This window comes from Streptomyces sp. NPDC048353 (genome assembly GCF_055587165.1).
In genome coordinates this window covers 524,832-542,850 of sequence record NZ_JBVJGU010000005.1, presented here as the reverse complement: position 1 = coordinate 542,850, position 18,019 = coordinate 524,832, and the positions used below count along the sequence as shown (strand labels likewise).

The following is an 18,019-nucleotide window of genomic DNA, read 5'->3' as shown; positions in this document are numbered from 1 at the left end:
GCGTGGAGCTCCGCGCCGGCACGCGTCCCCGGCGCCCCCTTGCGGACGTCCGGTCAGAACGGCGCATCGAGTGCCTTCCCGATGACCGACTCCAGTGCACCGGAGACCGATCCGCTCGTCACGATCTTGTACAGCACGGCGGCGAAGGCGGCGGCCGCGATCGTTCCCATCGCGTACTCGGACGTGGTCATCCCCGCGTCGGACCGGGCGGTCATACGCGCCCGCCACCAGGTGCGCAGGACCACCAGACCGCGTGCGCTCTTTCCGTTCCTCATGTCAACCCCCATATTTTTTGCTTGCGTTGCGCGTGTTCGATGCGTTGCGTGTGTTCGGCGTGTTCGGCGGGCTGGGTGGGTGCGTACGGTGTGCCGGGTGCCGCCTGCGGGCCGTCCGGCGGCGCGCCCTTCAGCTCCGCAGCAGGCCGGTCGCGAGGCCGACCACGACCGGGGCCACCCCCACCGCCAGGAAGGCGGGCAGGAAGCAGAGCCCCACGGGCGCGGTGATCAGCACCTGGGCCCGCTGGGCCCGGGCGGCTGCTCGCCGGGCGTGTTCGGCCCGCAGGCCGGCCGCGTGCCGTGCGATCGCGTCGGCGGCGGGCGCCCCGGAGGAACCGGCCCGTTCCAGAGCGCGGGCGAGCCCATCGGCGCCGGGTATCGCACCGAACCTCCGCCACACCTCGGCCGGTTCGCCGCCGAGGCGCAGCTCGGCCGCCGTACGGGCCAGCCGGTCGCCCACCGGCCCGCCCAGTGACCGGCCGACGGCCTCGGCCGCCTCTCCCGGGCCCGCTCCGGCGGAGGTGCAGGCCGCCAGCAGATCTGCGGCGAGCGGCAGTTGCCGGGCCGCCTCCTCGTCTTCGCCCGTACTCGCGGCGCGGCGCGCCGACCATTTCCGCACTCCGAAGCCCGCCCCGGCCGCCACCAGGCAGCCGACGACACCGCCGAAGAGGGCGTAGCCGACGGCGGCCGCCATGAGCGGTACGACCCAGGTGCGCACCCACGGCGAGCGGAGACCCGCGCCTCGCGGCCGGCCGCCGTCCGCCCCGGGCCCCAGCAGGGCGGCGAGCCGCTTCCGCGCCCGGCGCTCGCGGCGCCGCTCGGCCATCCCGCCGGCCGCCGCGGCGAGGGCGCCGGCCATCAGGCCCGCCATCCCCAGCCTGTGGACGAACTCCTCCGAGAACCCGGCCCCCGTCAACAGACCCGAGACGCCCGTCACGTGCCTTCACCTCCTCGTACGATCCGTGCGGCCCAGCCGAGACCGGCCGCTTCCAGGGCCCCGCCCACCGCGAGGCAGCCAAGGCCCACGGGCGTGTGCAGCAGGACATGCAGTGGCCGGGCGCCCAGTGCCGTGCCGAGCGCGAGGCCGACGAGCGGCAGGACGGCGAGGACCGTCACCGTCGCCCAGGCGCCGGCCAGTTGGGCCTTCATCCGCTCACGCTGGTCCCGGCGTTCCCGTAAGGCGGCCTCCAGCCGGTCCAGACCCGCCGCGAGACCGGCGCCGCCGTCGACGGCCACCTGCCAGCAGGCCGCCATCCCGGCGAGTCCGTCCGCCCCGTCCTGCCGGGCCGCGTGGCGCAGCGCCTCGGGCACGTCCCCGCCGAACCGGGCCGCCGCGAGCAGCGCTGCCTCCTCGCGGGGTCCCAGCGTCCCGGCGGCCCGCGCCTCGCCGAGGGCGAAGACGAGCGCCTGTGCGGGCTGCCGGCCGGCTCTCAGCTCACCGGCGACCGCCCCGCACAGTGCCACCGCTCCGTCGGCGCGCTCCTGGCGCCGTCTGCGCAGCCCTGCCGCGCGCAGTCTCCGGCCCACCAGCGGCACCGCCACGGCCCCGGCCGCCAGGGGCAGCGGCGACTCCCCGAGGAGTGCGATCGCGGCCGCCACAGGCAGACAGAGCCACTCGCGCCGGTCCCGCACCAGCCGCCGGCAGCGGGCCCCGAGCGTGCCCCACGGCACCGGGTCGAAGCGCAGAGCTCCGGTCGCCTCATCGGCCTCCTCCCTCGCCGTGCTCAGGCCCGCGAGCAACGCGGCCGCCCTGCGCCGGCCCCGCTCCCGCTCGGCGAGCCCCCAGAGCACACTCCCGGCGCAGAGGATGGCGGCTACCTGCGCCAGAACCCACGGCTCCCTCACCACCGTTCACCCCCGAGCAGCGACCGGAGCCGCCCCCAGCCCCGCTCCCGCTCGAACCCGTCCGCGTCCCAGCGCAGCGCGGGGACCGTCACCACCAGGCCCTCCCGGTTGCGTTCGAGAACGTGCACCTCGGCGATCCGCCGCCGGCCCGCCCGGTCCCGTACGAGATGGATCACCACCGAGAGCCCGGCGCCCAACTGGCTGTGCAGTGCCGCTCGGTCGAGCCCGGCCGCTGTCCCCAGGGCCTCAAGACGGGCCGGGACGTCCGCCGCCGTGTTGGCGTGGACGGTCCCGCAGCCGCCCTCGTGCCCGGTGTTCAGCGCGGCCAGCAGATCGACCGCCTCCCCGCCCCGGACCTCTCCGACCACGAGCCGGTCGGGCCGCATTCGCAGCGCCTGCCGGACCAGATCCCGCAAGGTGACCAGTCCGGCACCCTCCTGGTTCGCCGGCCGCGCCTCCAGGCGCACCACGTGCGGGTGGTCGGGGCGCAGCTCTGCCGAGTCCTCGGCGAGCACGATGCGCTCCCCCGGGCCGACCAGGCCGAGGAGGGTGGAGAGCAGCGTCGTCTTCCCCGATCCCGTGCCGCCACTGATCAGATACGAGACCCTGGCCTCGATCAGTGCCCGCAGGACGCGCTCCCCGCCGGGCGGGACGGTGCCCGCCGTCGTCAGCTCGGCCACGGAGAAGGCGCGTGGCCGCACGACCCGGAGCGACAGGCACGTCGAGCCGACCGCGACCGGGGGCAGTACGGCGTGCATGCGGGTGCCGTCCGGTAGCCGGGCGTCCACCCAGGGCCGGGCGTCGTCCAGGCGTCGGCCGGCCACCGCCGCGAGGCGTTGTGCCAGGCGGCGTACCGCCGCCGGGTCGGCGAAGGAGACGCCCGTGAGTTCGAGCCCGGCGCCCCGGTCGACCCAGACCCGGTCCGGTGCCGACACCAGGACGTCGGTCACCTCCGGATCGGCGAGGAGCGGCTCCAGCGGTCCCGTACCGACCAGCTCGCACCGCAGCGCCTCGGCCGCTCCCAGGACTTCGGTGTCGCCGAGGAGCCGCCCCTGGGCCCGCAGCGCGGCCGCGACCCGCGCCGGGGTCGGCTCGGCTCCGCTCTCGGCGAGCCGCTGCCGGACGGCGTCCAGCAGACCGGCGCCGCTCGTGGGCGTGCCCCGGCCGCTCACGACACGCCCTCCGCCGTCAGGACCCGCTCCCAGAAGTCGGCGCAGAAGCGGCCCAGCGGTCCGCGGGCCTCGCCGCCCGGCGGGGAGCCGGTGTCGAGGGCGGCCGCGAGGTCCGGGTCGTGCGGGAGCTCCCCGGCGAGCGGCAGTCGTAGGGCGTCCGCGATCCAGGCGGCGTCGAGTCCGGCCGCGTACGGCCCGCGGGTGACCACGCGGAGGTCCCGCAGCACCATGCCGGTCAGGGCGGCGACCCGGTGGGCCGCGGCGACGGCCCGCAGCTCCCCTGGCACGACCAGCAGACCGAGGTCGACCTGGGCCAGCGCCTCGGTCACCGCCTCGTCGAGCCTGCGGGGCAGGTCGACGACGACCACCCCGCCGCGTCGGCGGGCGGCGGCCAGGACGGAGCGCATCGCCTCGGGCGGCACGAGGACGGAATCGCCGCGATCCCAGCTCAGTACCCTCAGCCCGCGCACCGACGGCAGCGACTCCTCCAGGGCGCCGCCGGCCACCCGTCCCTTCGAGGCGGCGAAGTCGGGCCAGCGCCGGCCCTCCGTCCGCTCGCCGCCGAGCAGGACGTCGAGGCCGCCGCCGAGCGGGTCGCCGTCGACGAGCAGCGCGCGCCGCCCCGTCCTCGCGGCCGCCAGGGCGAGAGCGCAGGCGAGTGTGGACGCACCGGCGCCGCCGCGCCCGCCGATGACGCCGATGGTCAGCGCCTGCCTGCCGGCCCCTTCGACTCCGTCGGCGATCCGGTCGACCAGCCAGCTCTCCCCGTCGGGCAGCCGCAGGACGCACTCGGCGCCCAGCTCGACGGCCCGCCGCCAGACACGGGGGTCGTCCTGGTCCCTGCCGACCAGGATCACGCCCGGGCGGCGCGCGGCGGTGCGGCAGCGGTCCGCCGAGTCGTCGCCGACGAGGACGAGCGGGGCGTCGGACCAGCCCGCGCGCCGCTCCGGCACCGTGTGGTGCACCTCGGGGTCGGCTCCCGCTGCGGCGCACAGCCGCAGCAGGTCGTCGAGCAGCGCGAGGTCCTCGGTCACGATCAGCGGCCCGGGCCGCCGGCCCTCGTCGGAGGTCCCGCCACCGTCGTCCGGGCTCCGCGACGCCCTTATGGCCCGCGAGGTCCTCGATGTCCGGTACGCGATGGATCCCGTCACGGCCCACTCCCCCTGTCGGTGGGATCCCGTCCGCGTCGGTGGCGCGAACGGGATCGATCAGTGATTCCGGGTGTCCGTGGACTTCCCGGCAGGAATCACCGTGGGGCAGTTCCGGAAATCATGGGGATCTCGCTCAAAAACTGTGGATAACTCCGCCCCTGTGAATAACTCCGTCGCCCTCCTCGGGGCTTCCCGGAGAGCAGCGCCTCGATTACATTGAGTGACGAGGCCAGGGCATGACTGCTGCACGGCCGAGGGCCGACGCAAGGAGGAAAGAATGATCACTCGAGGGACGGAAACGCGTCCGGACATGCGACGACCCCCGCCGGGGGGGAGAGCGGGGGTCGTCTCTCCGGACCGACTCGGGGGGGGAGGAGCCGGACCGGGTTAGCACGGTCGCGAACGATCCGTGACTTCCATGGTGTACCCGAGAGCCTTCTCAGGCAAACCCACACGCCGGAGCGTACGCCGAATGGCGGGCACCTATGCTCGGGCTCGTGGAAAACCACTCGTTGCCGCGCACAGCCGCCTTCTTTGACCTGGACAAGACGGTCATTGCGAAGTCGTCGACGCTGACCTTCAGCAAGTCCTTCTACCAAGGCGGACTGATCAACCGCCGCGCCGTCCTGCGGACGGCCTACATCCAGTTCGTCTACCTCGTGGGCGGCGCCGACCACGACCAGATGGAGCGGATGCGCGAATATCTTTCGGCGCTCTGCAAAGGCTGGAACGTCTCGCAGGTCAAGGAACTTGTCGCCGAGACCCTGCACGATCTGATCGACCCGCTGATCTACGACGAGGCGGCCTCCCTCATCGAGGAGCATCACGCGGCGGGGCGGGACGTCGTGATCGTCTCGACCTCCGGTGCCGAGGTCGTGGAGCCGATCGGCGAGCTGCTCGGCGCCGACCGGGTGGTGGCCACCCGGATGGTCGTCGGCGACGACGGCTGCTTCACCGGCGAGGTGGAGTACTACGCCTACGGACCCACCAAGGCGGAAGCGATCCGTGAGCTCGCGGAGTCGGAGGGGTACGACCTCTCGCGTTGTTTCGCCTACAGCGATTCGGCGACCGACGTTCCCATGCTCGAGGCCGTCGGCCACCCGTACGCGGTCAATCCGGACCGGACGCTGCGCCGGGAGTGCACCGCCCGGGACTGGCCGGTGCTGGCCTTCGAGAAGCCCGTGCGGCTCAAGCAGCGGCTGCCCGGGTTCCGCATGCCGCCTAGGCCGGCGCTCGTCGCCGCCGCGGCGGTGGGCGCGGCGGCCGCGACCGCCGGACTCGTCTGGTACGCCAGCCGGCGGCGGCAGGCCGCTCTTGCCGATCACTTTGCCCGAATTTGAGCCGATAGTAAAGAAGTGCGGGCCAGCACTTTCCCTTCCACCCCGACAGGAGTAGAAAGGAATCAGGCCCGCGAGACCTAGGACATCCGAGAGGATCACCTGTTGAGCAAGAAGGCCCCACGGACCCAGCACTGAAGTCGAGCACCCACGCGACGTCGACCCGTCGATTACGGGCCAGCCGCACCAGGCGCAGGGCAAAGCACCCCGCCTGATGGGCACATATCGAGGACGCTTGGTAACCCGGCCGACGTGCCAGCGGCGGTACCCGACGGGTACCGCCGCAACCCTTTCCAGGGGAGCCCGCCTCAGCGCCGGCCCGGAGAAGTGCGCAGAGGCCGGCCGGTCAGGCGGCGCCGCGCTGGAGCGCCTCGCAGACCGCCGTGGATTCCCGGACCCCCAGCTCGACCGCGCGCCCGCAGTGGGCGATCCACGCGGCCATGCCCTCCGGGGTGCCGGAGAGATACCCCTCGAAGGCCGCGACATAGGCCGCGCGCCCCTGCTCCGCGTGCCCCACCTCGGCCGGGCAGATCGACTTCGGGTCCAGGCCGCTGCCGATCAGCACGATCCGCTCGGCCGCGCGCGCGATCAGCCCGTTGTACGTGGTGAAGGGGCGCAGCGCGAGGAGTTCGCCGTGCACCACGGCCGCCGTCACCAGGGCCGGAGCCGTACCGCCCGCGATAATCAGCTCCGAGAGCCCGTCGAGCCGCCCCGCGACCTCCGCGGGTTCCGGCAGCGGCGCCTCGATCAGCGGTTCGTCGACGGTCTCACCGGCCTGTCGCGGCCTGCCGACGGAGTCGGCCACCCCACCCGGGCCGCCGCCACCCGGGCCACCCCCGTCCGCATCGAGACCGTCCGCACCAGACCCGCCCGCGTCGCCCGCGGCGACCAGGTGGAGCCGGGCCAGCACCCGCAGCGGGGACTGGCGCCAGATGGAGAGCAGCTGACCGGCCTCGGAGCCCAGGCGCAGGGCCGCGCCCACCGTGCGCGCCTCGGCGTCGCCGCTGAAGTCGGTGCGTCGCCGGACCTCTTCGAGGGCCCAGTCGGCACCCGACAGCGCGGCCGAGCCGCGCGCCCCGCGCAGCGCCGCTTCGGAGGTGATCTCGTGGCTGCGGCGCCGCATCACGCGGTGGCCGTAGACGCGGTCCACGGCCTTGCGTACGGAGTCCACCGAATCGGCGACGCCCGGCAGGGAACCGAGGGCGGCCAGGGGGTCAGAGGCGTACGTACTCATAGGTAGCGAGGCTACGCGCCCGGGGCGCCCACCCCACGTTCGAGTGGTCTTCTTCACGCCTCTTGACCACGTGCCGCGATCATGCCACTACGCTAGGTGAACATGAAGATCGCTTTCGTAGGGAAGGGCGGCAGCGGCAAGACGACGCTGTCCTCGCTCTTCATCCGCCATCTCGCCGCCAATGAAGCCCATGTCGTCGCGGTGGACGCCGACATCAACCAACATCTCGGGGCCGCGCTCGGGCTCGACGAGGCCGAGGCCGAGGCGCTGCCCGCGATGGGCGCGCACCTCCCCTTGATCAAGGAGTATCTGCGCGGCTCCAACCCGCGGATCGCCTCCACCGACACGATGATCAAGACCACCCCGCCCGGCGAGGGCTCGCGGCTGCTGCGGGTCCACGAGGACAACCCCGTCTACGACGCCTGCGCCCGGACCGTCCGTCTCGACGACGGCGACATCCGGCTGATGGCGACCGGCCCGTTCACCGAGTCGGACCTCGGGGTGGCCTGCTACCACTCCAAGGTCGGGGCGGTCGAGCTGTGCCTGAACCATCTGGTCGACGGGCAGGACGAGTACGTCGTCGTCGACATGACGGCGGGCTCCGACTCGTTCGCCTCGGGGATGTTCACCCGCTTCGACATGACCTTCCTGGTGGCCGAGCCGACCCGCAAGGGCGTCTCGGTCTACCGCCAGTACAAGGAGTACGCGCGTGACTTCGGGGTCGCGCTCAAGGTCGTCGGCAACAAGGTGCAGGGCATGGACGACGTCGACTTCCTGCGCTCTGAGGTGGGCGACGACCTGCTGGTGACGGTCGGGCACTCGGACTGGGTCCGTGCGATGGAGAAGGGCCGCCCGGCCCGCTTCGAGCTGTTGGAGGCGGACAACCGGATGGCGCTCCAGGCCCTCCAGGACGCGGCGGACGACTCGTACGGCCACCGCGACTGGGAGCGTTACACCCGCCAGATGGTCCACTTCCACCTGAAGAACGCGGAGAGCTGGGGCAACGAGAAGACCGGGGCCGACCTGGCGGCGCAGGTCGACCCCGGTTTCGTGCTGAGCGAGGCCCTCCGCGCCGCTCAGCCCGTCTGATACCCCCGCCGGGCGCCCGCGGAGTCCCGCAGGCCGCCCCGCGGTGCGTTCCGTCAACTGTCGCGCTTCGCGTTCCGTCAGCCGGCGAGCTTGACGTCCGCCAGCCGGCGTCCCGTCAGCTGTCGTGCTTGGCGTTCTGCTTGACGTCCTGCTGTGCGTTCTGCTTCGCCGGGGGAACCGGCTGGGGGGCCAGGAAGGTCGCCCAGCCGCCCGGCGGGGCCTCGCCGACCTTCAGGGTCCGCATCTTCGCGAGCACCGCCGGGTCCTGGGCGTCGAGCCAGTCCGCCAGCTGGCGGAAGGACACGCACTTCACGTCCTTCTTGACGCAGACGGTGGAGATCGTCTCCTCGATGGCACGCATGTACGTGCCGCCGTTCCACGACTCGAAGTGGTTGCCGATGATCAGCGGCGCCCGGTTGCCCTGGTACGAGCGGTTGAACGCCTGCACCAGGCCGTCCCGCATCTGGTTGCCCCAGAACTGGTGCTTGGCCGGGTCGCCCTGGGTCGTACCCGACTGGTTGACCAGGAAGTTGTAGTCCATGGCCAGGGTCTGGAACGCGCGTCCCGGGACCGGGACCAGCTGCATCGACAGGTCCCACAGGCCGTTGTCCTTCTCCGGCCAGATCTGGTCGTTCACGCCGCTGGTGTCGTAGCGGAAGCCCAGCTGGCTCGCCGCCTGGACGAAGTTCTTCCGGCCCTCCAGGCACGGCGTACGGGCGCCGACCAGCTCCTTGTCGTAGTCGAAGGGAAGCGGCTGCTCGGCCTTCAGGCCGGAGTTGGTCTTCCAGTTCTTCACGAACGACTTGGCCTGGCTGATCTCGCTCTTCCAGTCGTCCACGGACCAGTTGCCGACACCGCTCTCCGGGCCGCAGAAGTGGCCGTTGAAGTGCGTGCCGATCTCGTTGCCCTCCTGCCAGGCGCCGCGCAGCTCGCGGACGGTGGCACGGATGCCCTCGGTGTCGTTGAAGCCGATGTCCGAGCGCCCGGCGGAGTGCTGCGGCGGGTCGTAGAGCTTGCTCTTCTCCTCCGGCAGCAGGTACACGCCGCTCAGGAAGTACGTCATGGTCGCGTTGTACTTCTTGCCGACCTTGCGGAAGTGCGAGAAGAGCTTCTGGCTGTCCTCACCGGCGCCGTCCCACGAGAACACCACGAACTGCGGGGGCTTCTGACCGGGCTTCATCCGCTGCCAGGTGGGCTGGTGGGGCTGGGCGCCGGTGAAGGCGGTGGAGCCGTCGCCGATCAGGCGCACCGCGCTCTCGGGAGCCGCGGCCTGGCCCTTCCGTGCGCCCGGGGCGCCGCTCGGGCCGGTCTCGCCCGAACCCGAACATCCGGCGAGGCCGGTGATCAGGGCGGTGGCGAGGGCGCCGACGGCGAGCGTCCTCCTGTGGACAGTGGTCCTTCTCCCGGCGGTCCTGCTCCCGGCGGCGTTCATCCGCCCCACCTCTCCTCGGTTCCGTGCGAGCGTCGTCTGCGAGCGACGTCAACGTCGCACCACCGCCGCCGGAGAGATGAAACGACAAGCGGAGCAATGTCGGCTCACCACTCGAACCGGTGAAACATTGCCCTGTTTGCCCCGAAAATCATGCCGCAGTCTTTACTCTCCATTACGATCCATTTACCGAGCGTTGGCACTCACTTCGAGCGCCGACGAACGACATCCCGCCACTGCACGCCGTGACCCACGGCCGCGACCCACACGTTCGTCCCGCACGAGCCGCGACCGCGCCGCCCCGGAGGAGACGGGAAGATGACCCTCCGCACACCCGACCGCACCACTGACCGCACCCCCGACCGCGCCTCCGAGCACGGTCCCGACCACCACGACGCAGGCCGCGACCCCGACGGCACCACGCCCCGGACCCGCTTCCGACGACCGCACAGCCCGCCGGGCGGCGGCCGCCGCTTCCGCGTCGCGGGCGCCGACCTCTCCGCCTCGATCGCCGTGTTCCTGATCGCGCTGCCCCTCTCCCTGGGCATCGCGCTCGCCACCGGAGCACCCCTCCAGGCCGGGCTCGTCGCCGCCGCCGTCGGCGGCCTGATCGCCGGCTGGATCGGCGGCGCGCCGCTCCAGGTCAGCGGACCCGCCGCGGGCCTCACCGTCGTCACCGCCGAACTCATCCAGATCTACGGCTGGCGCACCACCTGCGCCATCACCGTCCTCGCCGGCCTCGCCCAACTCGGGCTGGCCGCCCTGCGCGTGGCACGCTCCGCGCTCGCCGTCTCACCCGCGATCGTGCACGGCATGCTCGCCGGCATCGGCGTCACCATCGCCGTCGCCCAACTCCACATCGTGCTCGGCGGCAGCCCCCAGAGCTCCGTCCTGGACAACGTCATCGGCCTGCCCGACCAGTTCGCCGACGTCCACCCGGCGGCGCTCACCATCAGCGCGCTCACCATCGCCGTCCTGCTGATCTGGCCACGGCTGCCCGGCAACGCCGGACGCGTGCTGCGGAAGATCCCCGCCGCGCTCGCCGCGGTCGCCGCCGCCACGGCCACCGCCGCGCTCGCCGGGCTCGCCGTCCCCCGCGTCGACCTGCCCTCCTGGCGCACCCACGCCCTCCCCGAACTGCCCGTGGGCCCCGTCCTGGGCATCGCCGCGGGCGTGCTCACCATCACGCTGGTCACCAGCGTGCAGTCACTGCTCTCGGCCGTCGCCGTCGACAAGCTCGTCGCCGCCCGCGCCGACCACGGCCACGGCGTGCCGCGCTCCCGCCTCGACCGCGAACTCGCCGGCCAGGGAGCGGCGAACATGGTCTCCGGGGCGCTCGGCGGACTGCCGGTCGCCGGAGTCGCCGTCCGCAGCGCCGCCAACGTCTCGGCCGGTGCCGTCAGCCGCGACTCCACGATGCTGCACGGCCTGTGGATCGTGCTCGCCTCGCTCCTCCTCGTCCCCGTCCTCGACCTGATCCCGCTGCCCGCGCTCGCCGCGCTCGTCATGGTCGTCGGCATCCAGATGGTCAACATCACCCACATCCGCAGCGTCACCCGGCACCGCGAAGTCCTGGTCTACGCCGTGACCGTGAGCGGCGTGGGACTCATCGGCATCCTCGAAGGGGTCGCCCTCGGCATCGCCGTGGCCATCGCCGTCGCCATGGGCCGCCTCGCCAAGACCCGCGTCACCGGCGAGGAGAAGGACAGCGGCCACTTCGTACGCGTACGAGGACAGTTGACGTTCCTCGCCGTCCCCCGGCTCAGCCGGGTGCTGCACCAGATGCCCCGGGGCAGCCACGTCGTCGTCGAGCTGGACGGATCGTTCATGGACCACGCCGCCTACGAGACGCTGCACGACTGGCAGGCCGGCCACGTCCGCGGCGGCGGCACGGTGGAGATCACCGGCCCCCGCGGGGTCAAGATCACCGAACCCACCTCCGAGGCCCACGCCTGCTGCCGCCCCTGGACGCCCTGGCGCAACCACCACTGCGACGAACACCCGGCGGACACGGACGCGACCCCCCGCGCGCGGGGACATCACCTGGCGAGCGGCATCGGCAAGTTCCAGCGCAACACCGCACCCCTCGTACGCGACGAGCTGGCCCGCCTCGCCCGGGAGGGACAGCAGCCGTCCCAGCTCTTCCTCACCTGCGCCGACTCCCGCCTCGTCACCAGCATGATCACCTCCAGCGGGCCGGGCGACCTCTTCACCGTGCGGAACGTCGGCAACCTCGTCCCGCTGCCCGGCGAGGAGAGCGGGGACGACTCGGTGGCGGCCGCGATCGAGTACGCGGTGGAGGTCCTGCGCGTCGGATCGATCACCGTGTGCGGGCACTCCGGCTGCGGGGCGATGCAGGCCCTCCTCACCAGCCGGCCGGACGGCCCGTCGACCCCCCTGCGGCGCTGGCTGCGCCACGGCCTGCCCAGCCTGGAGCGGATGAGGAACCGCGGCCGGGCCTGGGCCAGGATCTCCGGACGGCTGCCCGCCGACGCCGTCGAACAGCTCTGCCTGACCAACGTGGTCCAGCAGCTTGAGCACCTGCGGGCGTACGAACCGGTGGCACGGCGCCTGGCCGACGGGACCCTCACCCTGCACGGGATGTACTTCCACGTCGGCGAGGCCCAGGCCTATCTGCTGGCCGACTCGGACGAACCCCACGGCTACGACCCCGTCTTCGACCGGGTCCTCCCCACCGCCGCCCTGGAGGCGCGCGCGTCCTGAGCCAGGGTCTCCCGTCCCGGCGCACGCGCGTCCTGAACCATCCCCCGCTCCCGGCCGTGAGAGTGGGTGGCCCCTTCTTCCCGCCGCCCGGGGAGGAGGGGCCACCGCACGCCCGCGCCGCCGCCCAATAGGTCTAAACCAATTTTCTGAAGACCCTTGTCACCCGGGCTTCTGACTGATGAGCTAGGACGCGGGACACATAGGCACATAGGACGCCCTGGGAAAGGGAGATGTCGTGAGCAACGAAAGCCTGGCCAACCTGCTCAAGGAAGAGCGGCGGTTCGCGCCGCCGACCGAGCTGGCCGCGCACGCCAACGTGACGGCGGAGGCGTACGAGCAGGCCGCGGCGGACAGGCTTGGCTTCTGGGCCGAGCAGGCGAGGCGGCTCACCTGGGCCACCGAGCCGACCGAGACCCTCGACTGGTCGAACCCGCCCTTCGCCAAGTGGTTCGCCGACGGCGAGCTGAACGTGGCGTACAACTGCGTCGACCGCCATGTCGAGGCCGGGAACGGCGACCGGGTCGCCATCCACTTCGAAGGCGAGCCCGGCGACAGCCGCGCCATCACCTACGCCGAGCTGAAGGACGAGGTCTCCCGGGCCGCCAACGCCCTGACCGAGCTGGGCGTACGCAAGGGGGACCGGGTCGCCGTCTACCTCCCGATGATCCCCGAGGCCGCCGTCACCCTGCTGGCCTGCGCCCGCATCGGCGCCGCCCACTCGGTGGTCTTCGGCGGCTTCTCGGCCGACGCCGTGGCCTCCCGCATCCAGGACGCCGACGCCAAGCTGGTCGTCACCGCCGACGGCGGCTACCGCCGCGGCAAGCCGTCCGCGCTGAAGCCCGCGATCGACGAGGCCGTCGCCAAGTGCCCGCAGGTCGAACACGTCCTCGTGGTCCGCCGCACCGGCCAGGACACCGCCTTCACCGAAGGCCGCGACGTGTGGTGGGACGACATCGTCGCCCGCCAGTCCGCCGAGCACACCCCGGAGGCCTTCGAGGCCGAGCAGCCGCTCTTCATCCTCTACACCTCCGGGACGACCGGGAAGCCGAAGGGCATCCTGCACACCTCCGGCGGATACCTCACCCAGGCCGCGTACACCCACCACGCCGTCTTCGACCTCAAGCCGGAGACCGACGTCTACTGGTGCACCGCCGACATCGGCTGGGTGACCGGACACTCGTACATCGTCTACGGCCCGCTGGCCAACGGCGCGACCCAGGTCATGTACGAGGGCACGCCCGACACCCCGCACCAGGGCCGGTTCTGGGAGATCGTCCAGAAGTACGGCGTGACGATCCTCTACACCGCCCCGACCGCGATCCGTACGTTCATGAAGTGGGGAGACGACATCCCCGCCAAGTTCGACCTCTCCAGCCTCCGGGTGCTTGGCTCGGTCGGCGAGCCGATCAACCCCGAGGCCTGGATCTGGTACCGCGAGCACATCGGCGCCGGCAAGACCCCGATCGTCGACACCTGGTGGCAGACCGAGACCGGCGCGATGATGATCTCGCCGCTGCCGGGCGTCACGGAGACCAAGCCCGGTTCCGCCCAGCGGCCCCTCCCCGGCATCGCCGCGACGGTCGTCGACGACGAGGCCAACGAGGTGCCCGACGGCGGTGGCGGCTATCTCGTCCTCACCGAGCCGTGGCCGTCGATGCTGCGCACCATCTGGGGCGACGACCAGCGGTTCATCGACACGTACTGGTCGCGCTTCGAGGGCAAGTACTTCGCCGGCGACGGCGCGAAGCGGGACGACGACGGCGACATCTGGCTGCTCGGCCGGGTCGACGACGTCATGCTCGTCTCCGGTCACAACATCTCCACCACGGAGGTCGAGTCGGCCCTCGTCTCGCACCCGTCCGTCGCCGAGGCGGCGGTGGTCGGGGCCGCGGACGAGACGACCGGGCAGTCGATCGTCGCCTTCGTCATCCTGCGCGGGACGGCCAGCGAGGACGACACTCTCGTCGCGGAGCTGCGCAACCACGTCGGCGCGACGCTCGGACCGATCGCCAAGCCCAAGCGGATCCTTCCGGTCCAGGAGCTGCCGAAGACCCGGTCCGGCAAGATCATGCGGCGGCTGCTGCGGGACGTGGCGGAGAACCGCGAGCTGGGAGACGTCACGACGCTGACGGACTCGTCGGTCATGTCGCTCATCCAGACCCAGCTGCCCGGCGCCGCCAGCGAGGACTGAGCCACCCGGCTCCCCCGAGCACCACACCCGCGCCCGCCCCGGACCGGGGCGGGCGCGCGCACGTACACGCCCCGCACGCACGCCACCGCGCCGCGCGCCCCGCCTGCCCGGCCGGGCGGGCCGCTCGCCCTACAGTGAAGATCACCGGACATCCCCGCGCCGTGGGGTGGGTAGGGTGAGGAAAGCGTCGTCGACGCGACAGGAATGACCTAGGTGCGCCGGGAAGTCTGGTCGGCATGTGGTTCGTGCTGCCCACCCGACCGGAGGTCCCCCCGTGCCCGCACCCGCCCCCGGCGACCGCAAGTTCCTCGGCCTGCTGCCGCTCCCCGAGCGGCGGATCGTGACCGACGCGCTGCGCGCCGAGACCGTCGGCGGCGTGCTGCTGCTCATCGCCGCCGTCGCCGCGCTCGTCTGGGCCAACAGCCCGCTCGCCGACAGCTACGAGTCCGTACGCGACTTCCACGTGGGCCCCGCCGCCCTCGGCCTCGACCTCTCGCTCCAGCACTGGGCCGCCGACGGCCTCCTCGCGATCTTCTTCTTCGTCGCCGGCATCGAGCTCAAGCGCGAACTCGTCGCCGGCGAGCTGCGCGACCCCAAGGCCGCCGCGCTCCCCGTGATCGCCGCGCTCTGCGGCATGGCCGCACCGGCCCTCGTCTACGCCCTGACGAACGCCGTCGGAGGCGGCTCGATGGCCGGCTGGGCCGTCCCCACCGCCACCGACATCGCCTTCGCACTCGCCGTCCTCGCCGTCATCGGCACCTCCCTCCCGTCCGCGCTCCGGGCGTTCCTGCTGACCCTCGCCGTCGTCGACGACCTCTTCGCGATCCTGATCATCGCGATCTTCTTCACCAGCGACCTGAACTACGCCGCCCTCGCAGGCGCCTTCGCCGGTCTCGTCGTCTTCTGGGTGCTGCTGCGCACGGGCGTGCGCGGCTGGTACGTCTACGTCCCGCTGGCGCTGGTCGTCTGGGGCCTGATGTACAACAGCGGCATCCACGCCACCATCGCCGGCGTCGCCATGGGCCTCATGCTGCGCTGCACCCGCCGGGAGGGCGAGGAGCACTCCCCCGGCGAGCACGTCGAGCACCTGATCCGTCCGCTCTCGGCAGGCCTGGCCGTTCCGCTGTTCGCCCTGCTCTCGGCCGGTGTAGCGGTCACCGGCAAGTCGATCGGCGACGTCTTCACCCAGCCCGTGACCCTCGGCATCGTCCTCGGCCTGGTGGCCGGCAAGACGCTCGGCATCTTCGGCGGCACCTGGCTCGCCGCCCGCTTCACCCGCGCCCGGCTCAACAGCGACCTCGCCTGGCCCGACGTCTTCGCCGTCGCCTCCCTCGCCGGCATCGGCTTCACCGTCGCCCTCCTCATCGGCGAGCTGTCCTTCGAGGGCGACACGCAGCTGACGAACGAGGTGAAGGCCGCCGTCCTGATCGGCTCGCTGATCGCGGCCGTCTGCGCGACGGTTCTGCTCAAGCTGCGGGTACGGAGGTACGAGGCGCTGCTCGCCGACGAGGAGCGCGACGAAGACGAGGACGGCATCCCGGATGTGTACGAAGAGGACAATCCGGAGTACCACCTCCGGATGGCCGCCATCCACGAACGGAAGGCAGCCGAACATCGCGAGAAGGCGCGACGGGCGGGGGCACCGCGCGATGACGCCGACCGTCCGGCATGATCTGAGGTCGGACCCGTCAAGAGAAAAGGGAGCAGCGATGAGCGACCCGGTCAACGGAGCCGAGCGCAGCCTCGGCCAGCTGGTCGCCTCGGCGACCGCCGAGATGTCCGCGCTGGTGCACGACGAGATCGCCCTGGCCAAGGCCGAACTCCGACAGGACGTCAAGCGCGGCGCGATCGGCAGCGCCGCCGGCGGGACAGCGGCCACGGTCCTGCTGTTCTCGCTGCCGATGCTGAGCTTCGCGCTCGCGTACGGCATCCACGCGTGGAGCGGCTGGCACCTCTCGGTCTGCTTCCTGCTCTCCTTCGCCGCGAACGTGCTGCTCGCGGGGCTGCTCGGGCTGATCGCCTACGGCAAGTTCAAGAAGGTCAAGCCGCCGGAGAAGTCCATCGCCTCGGCGAAGCAGACGGCCGCGATCCTGCAGAACGCGAAGCCGCACCCCCGCCCGGAGCGGGCGGCGCTGCCGGGGACGGTCCAGGACAAGGCCGTCGTTGTGGGACGCTCGTCTGCATGACCGCCCCCGAGAGCAGCGCCGGCAACGGCAACGGCAGCAGCACCGGCAGTCCCGTACGGATCGACGGGCCCTGGACCCACCGCGACGTGGCCGCCAACGGCGCGCGCTTCCACATCGCGGAGATGGGCGACGGGCCGCTGGTGCTGCTGCTGCACGGCTTCCCGCAGTTCTGGTGGACCTGGCGCCACCAGCTGCCGGCGCTCGCCGACGCCGGATTCCGCGCCGTGGCGATGGACCTGCGGGGGGTGGGCGGCAGCGACCGTACGCCGAGGGGTTACGACCCCGCCAACCTGGCGCTCGACGTCACGGGGGTCATCCGCTCGCTCGGTGAGCCGGACGCCGCCCTGGTCGGGCACGACCTCGGCGGCTACCTCGCGTGGACGGCGGCGGTCATGCGGCCGAAGCTGGTGCGGCGGCTCGCCGTCTCCTCGATGCCGCACCCGCGCCGCTGGCGCTCCGCGATGCTCTCCGACTTCGCGCAGTCCCGGGCGGGCTCGTACGTCTGGGGCTTCCAGCGCCCCTGGCTGCCGGAGCGTCAGCTGGTGGCGGACGAGGGTGCCTTGGTGGGCCGGCTGATCCAGGACTGGTCGGGCCCGGGGCTGCCGGACGAGGAGGCGATCGAGGTGTACCGGCGGGCGATGTGCATCCCGTCGACGGCGCACTGCTCGATCGAGCCGTACCGGTGGATGGTGCGTTCGCTGGCGCGGCCCGACGGCATCCAGTTCAACCGGCGTATGAAGCGCCCGGTGCGGGTACCGACCTTGCACCTGCACGGTTCGACGGACCCGGCGATGCGGACGCGCAGCGCGGCGGGATCCGGCGAGTACGTGGAGGCGCCCTACCGCTGGCGGCTCTTCGACGGGCTGGGTCACTTCCCGCACGAGGAGGACCCGGTGGCGTTCTCGACGGAGCTCGTCAACTGGCTGAAGGACCCCGAGCCGGACCGCTGAACCGGCCGCGAGGACGGGCATCGCCCGCCTCCCGCCCGTACGAACGAAGTCACGCCTCCCGAACAGCCATGTGCCGGGCGCATACTCCAATTGGCGGGCCCCGGGGCGATTACCGACCTTGGGCCCCGGGCAAACGTCGGGGTATGGGCTGGACGCACGACTACGGTGACACAGCACGCAACCGACGCTCGGCCGCTGGGCCGGGCTCTCTGGAGAGGGGTGGCCCGCAGGACCAGGGTCACTCCCATGCCGCGCGGGAGGAGATCGGCATCCCGCGCATCCTGCGCCGCCGGGCCCGTTGGGTCTCGGCTCGGCTCCGTCACACGCGCGACTGAGCGCGGACGCGCCAGGGCCGTGGGCGGCCGGCCGTTCACCGGATCGTTCCGGCCGCCCACGCCCCTGACCGTACGTCCCCCTGAGGCTCCGACGCCGTCAT

Annotated in this window: 15 protein-coding genes; 8 read left to right on the top strand and 7 right to left on the bottom strand. The window is 72.4% G+C overall.

What is annotated here, in order from left to right; all coding sequences use genetic code 11:
- Window positions 1–53: 53 nt before the first annotated feature.
- The 5 genes from ACZ6RC_RS21130 to ssd form a co-directional block, all read right to left on the bottom strand.
- The gene (locus tag ACZ6RC_RS21130; protein WP_469585352.1) at window positions 54–275 is read right to left on the bottom strand and encodes a DUF4244 domain-containing protein; all 222 of its coding nucleotides are present in this window, start codon (window positions 273–275) and stop codon (window positions 54–56) included.
- Between the two features lie 130 nt (window positions 276–405).
- Window positions 406–1,146 carry a type II secretion system F family protein gene (locus ACZ6RC_RS21125; RefSeq protein WP_469585766.1) on the bottom strand — a complete coding sequence of 247 codons (741 nt, stop codon included), beginning with the start codon at window positions 1,144–1,146 and terminating at the stop codon, window positions 406–408.
- 62 nt (window positions 1,147–1,208) lie between these two features.
- On the bottom strand, window positions 1,209–2,120 hold the full coding sequence (locus ACZ6RC_RS21120; RefSeq protein ID WP_469585349.1) for a type II secretion system F family protein: 912 nt from the start codon (window positions 2,118–2,120) through the stop codon (window positions 1,209–1,211).
- Entirely contained in the window at window positions 2,117–3,292 is a 1,176-nt protein-coding gene (locus tag ACZ6RC_RS21115; protein ID WP_469585346.1) for a TadA family conjugal transfer-associated ATPase, read from the bottom strand. The genes ACZ6RC_RS21120 and ACZ6RC_RS21115 overlap by 4 nt, the downstream gene beginning before the upstream one ends.
- Entirely contained in the window at window positions 3,289–4,398 is a 1,110-nt protein-coding gene (gene ssd, locus ACZ6RC_RS21110) for a septum site-determining protein Ssd (protein ID WP_469585763.1), read from the bottom strand. The genes ACZ6RC_RS21115 and ssd overlap by 4 nt, the downstream gene beginning before the upstream one ends.
- Before the next feature lie 530 nt (window positions 4,399–4,928).
- Here ssd and ACZ6RC_RS21105 point away from each other — a divergent pair.
- Entirely contained in the window at window positions 4,929–5,783 is an 855-nt protein-coding gene (locus ACZ6RC_RS21105) for an HAD family hydrolase (protein WP_469585342.1), read from the top strand.
- A gap of 343 nt (window positions 5,784–6,126) precedes the next feature.
- On the opposite strand, the gene ACZ6RC_RS21100 is transcribed toward ACZ6RC_RS21105, so the two are convergent.
- Window positions 6,127–7,014, bottom strand: a complete 888-nt coding sequence (locus ACZ6RC_RS21100) for a Fic family protein (RefSeq protein WP_469585339.1) — start codon at window positions 7,012–7,014, stop codon at window positions 6,127–6,129.
- Between the two features lie 102 nt (window positions 7,015–7,116).
- Between ACZ6RC_RS21100 and ACZ6RC_RS21095 the strand changes: the two genes are divergently transcribed.
- On the top strand, window positions 7,117–8,103 hold the full coding sequence (locus tag ACZ6RC_RS21095; RefSeq protein WP_469585337.1) for an ATP-binding protein: 987 nt from the start codon (window positions 7,117–7,119) through the stop codon (window positions 8,101–8,103).
- A gap of 115 nt (window positions 8,104–8,218) precedes the next feature.
- Here the strand turns inward: ACZ6RC_RS21095 and ACZ6RC_RS21090 are convergent, their stop codons facing one another.
- Window positions 8,219–9,535: a polysaccharide deacetylase family protein gene (locus ACZ6RC_RS21090; protein ID WP_469585335.1), complete on the bottom strand. Its 1,317-nt coding sequence runs from the start codon at window positions 9,533–9,535 to the stop codon at window positions 8,219–8,221.
- A 315-nt stretch (window positions 9,536–9,850) separates the two neighbouring features.
- On the opposite strand from ACZ6RC_RS21090, the gene ACZ6RC_RS21085 reads away from it, so the two are divergent.
- The 6 genes from ACZ6RC_RS21085 to ACZ6RC_RS21060 all read left to right on the top strand — a co-directional run bounded on the left by ACZ6RC_RS21085 (window position 9,851) and on the right by ACZ6RC_RS21060 (window position 17,918).
- Window positions 9,851–12,256, top strand: coding sequence for a SulP family inorganic anion transporter (locus ACZ6RC_RS21085; RefSeq protein ID WP_469585332.1), 2,406 nt, complete (start codon window positions 9,851–9,853; stop codon window positions 12,254–12,256).
- A gap of 235 nt (window positions 12,257–12,491) precedes the next feature.
- Entirely contained in the window at window positions 12,492–14,447 is a 1,956-nt protein-coding gene (acs, locus tag ACZ6RC_RS21080; RefSeq protein ID WP_391140232.1) for an acetate--CoA ligase, read from the top strand.
- A gap of 274 nt (window positions 14,448–14,721) precedes the next feature.
- Window positions 14,722–16,119: a Na+/H+ antiporter NhaA gene (nhaA, locus tag ACZ6RC_RS21075; RefSeq protein WP_469585328.1), complete on the top strand. Its 1,398-nt coding sequence runs from the start codon at window positions 14,722–14,724 to the stop codon at window positions 16,117–16,119.
- 37 nt (window positions 16,120–16,156) lie between these two features.
- Entirely contained in the window at window positions 16,157–16,633 is a 477-nt protein-coding gene (locus ACZ6RC_RS21070) for a phage holin family protein (protein ID WP_391140229.1), read from the top strand.
- Window positions 16,630–17,583 carry an alpha/beta fold hydrolase gene (locus ACZ6RC_RS21065; protein ID WP_391140228.1) on the top strand — a complete coding sequence of 318 codons (954 nt, stop codon included), beginning with the start codon at window positions 16,630–16,632 and terminating at the stop codon, window positions 17,581–17,583. The genes ACZ6RC_RS21070 and ACZ6RC_RS21065 overlap by 4 nt, the downstream gene beginning before the upstream one ends.
- A 143-nt stretch (window positions 17,584–17,726) precedes the next feature.
- Window positions 17,727–17,918: a hypothetical protein gene (locus ACZ6RC_RS21060; RefSeq protein WP_391140227.1), complete on the top strand. Its 192-nt coding sequence runs from the start codon at window positions 17,727–17,729 to the stop codon at window positions 17,916–17,918.
- Window positions 17,919–18,019 lie beyond the last annotated feature (101 nt).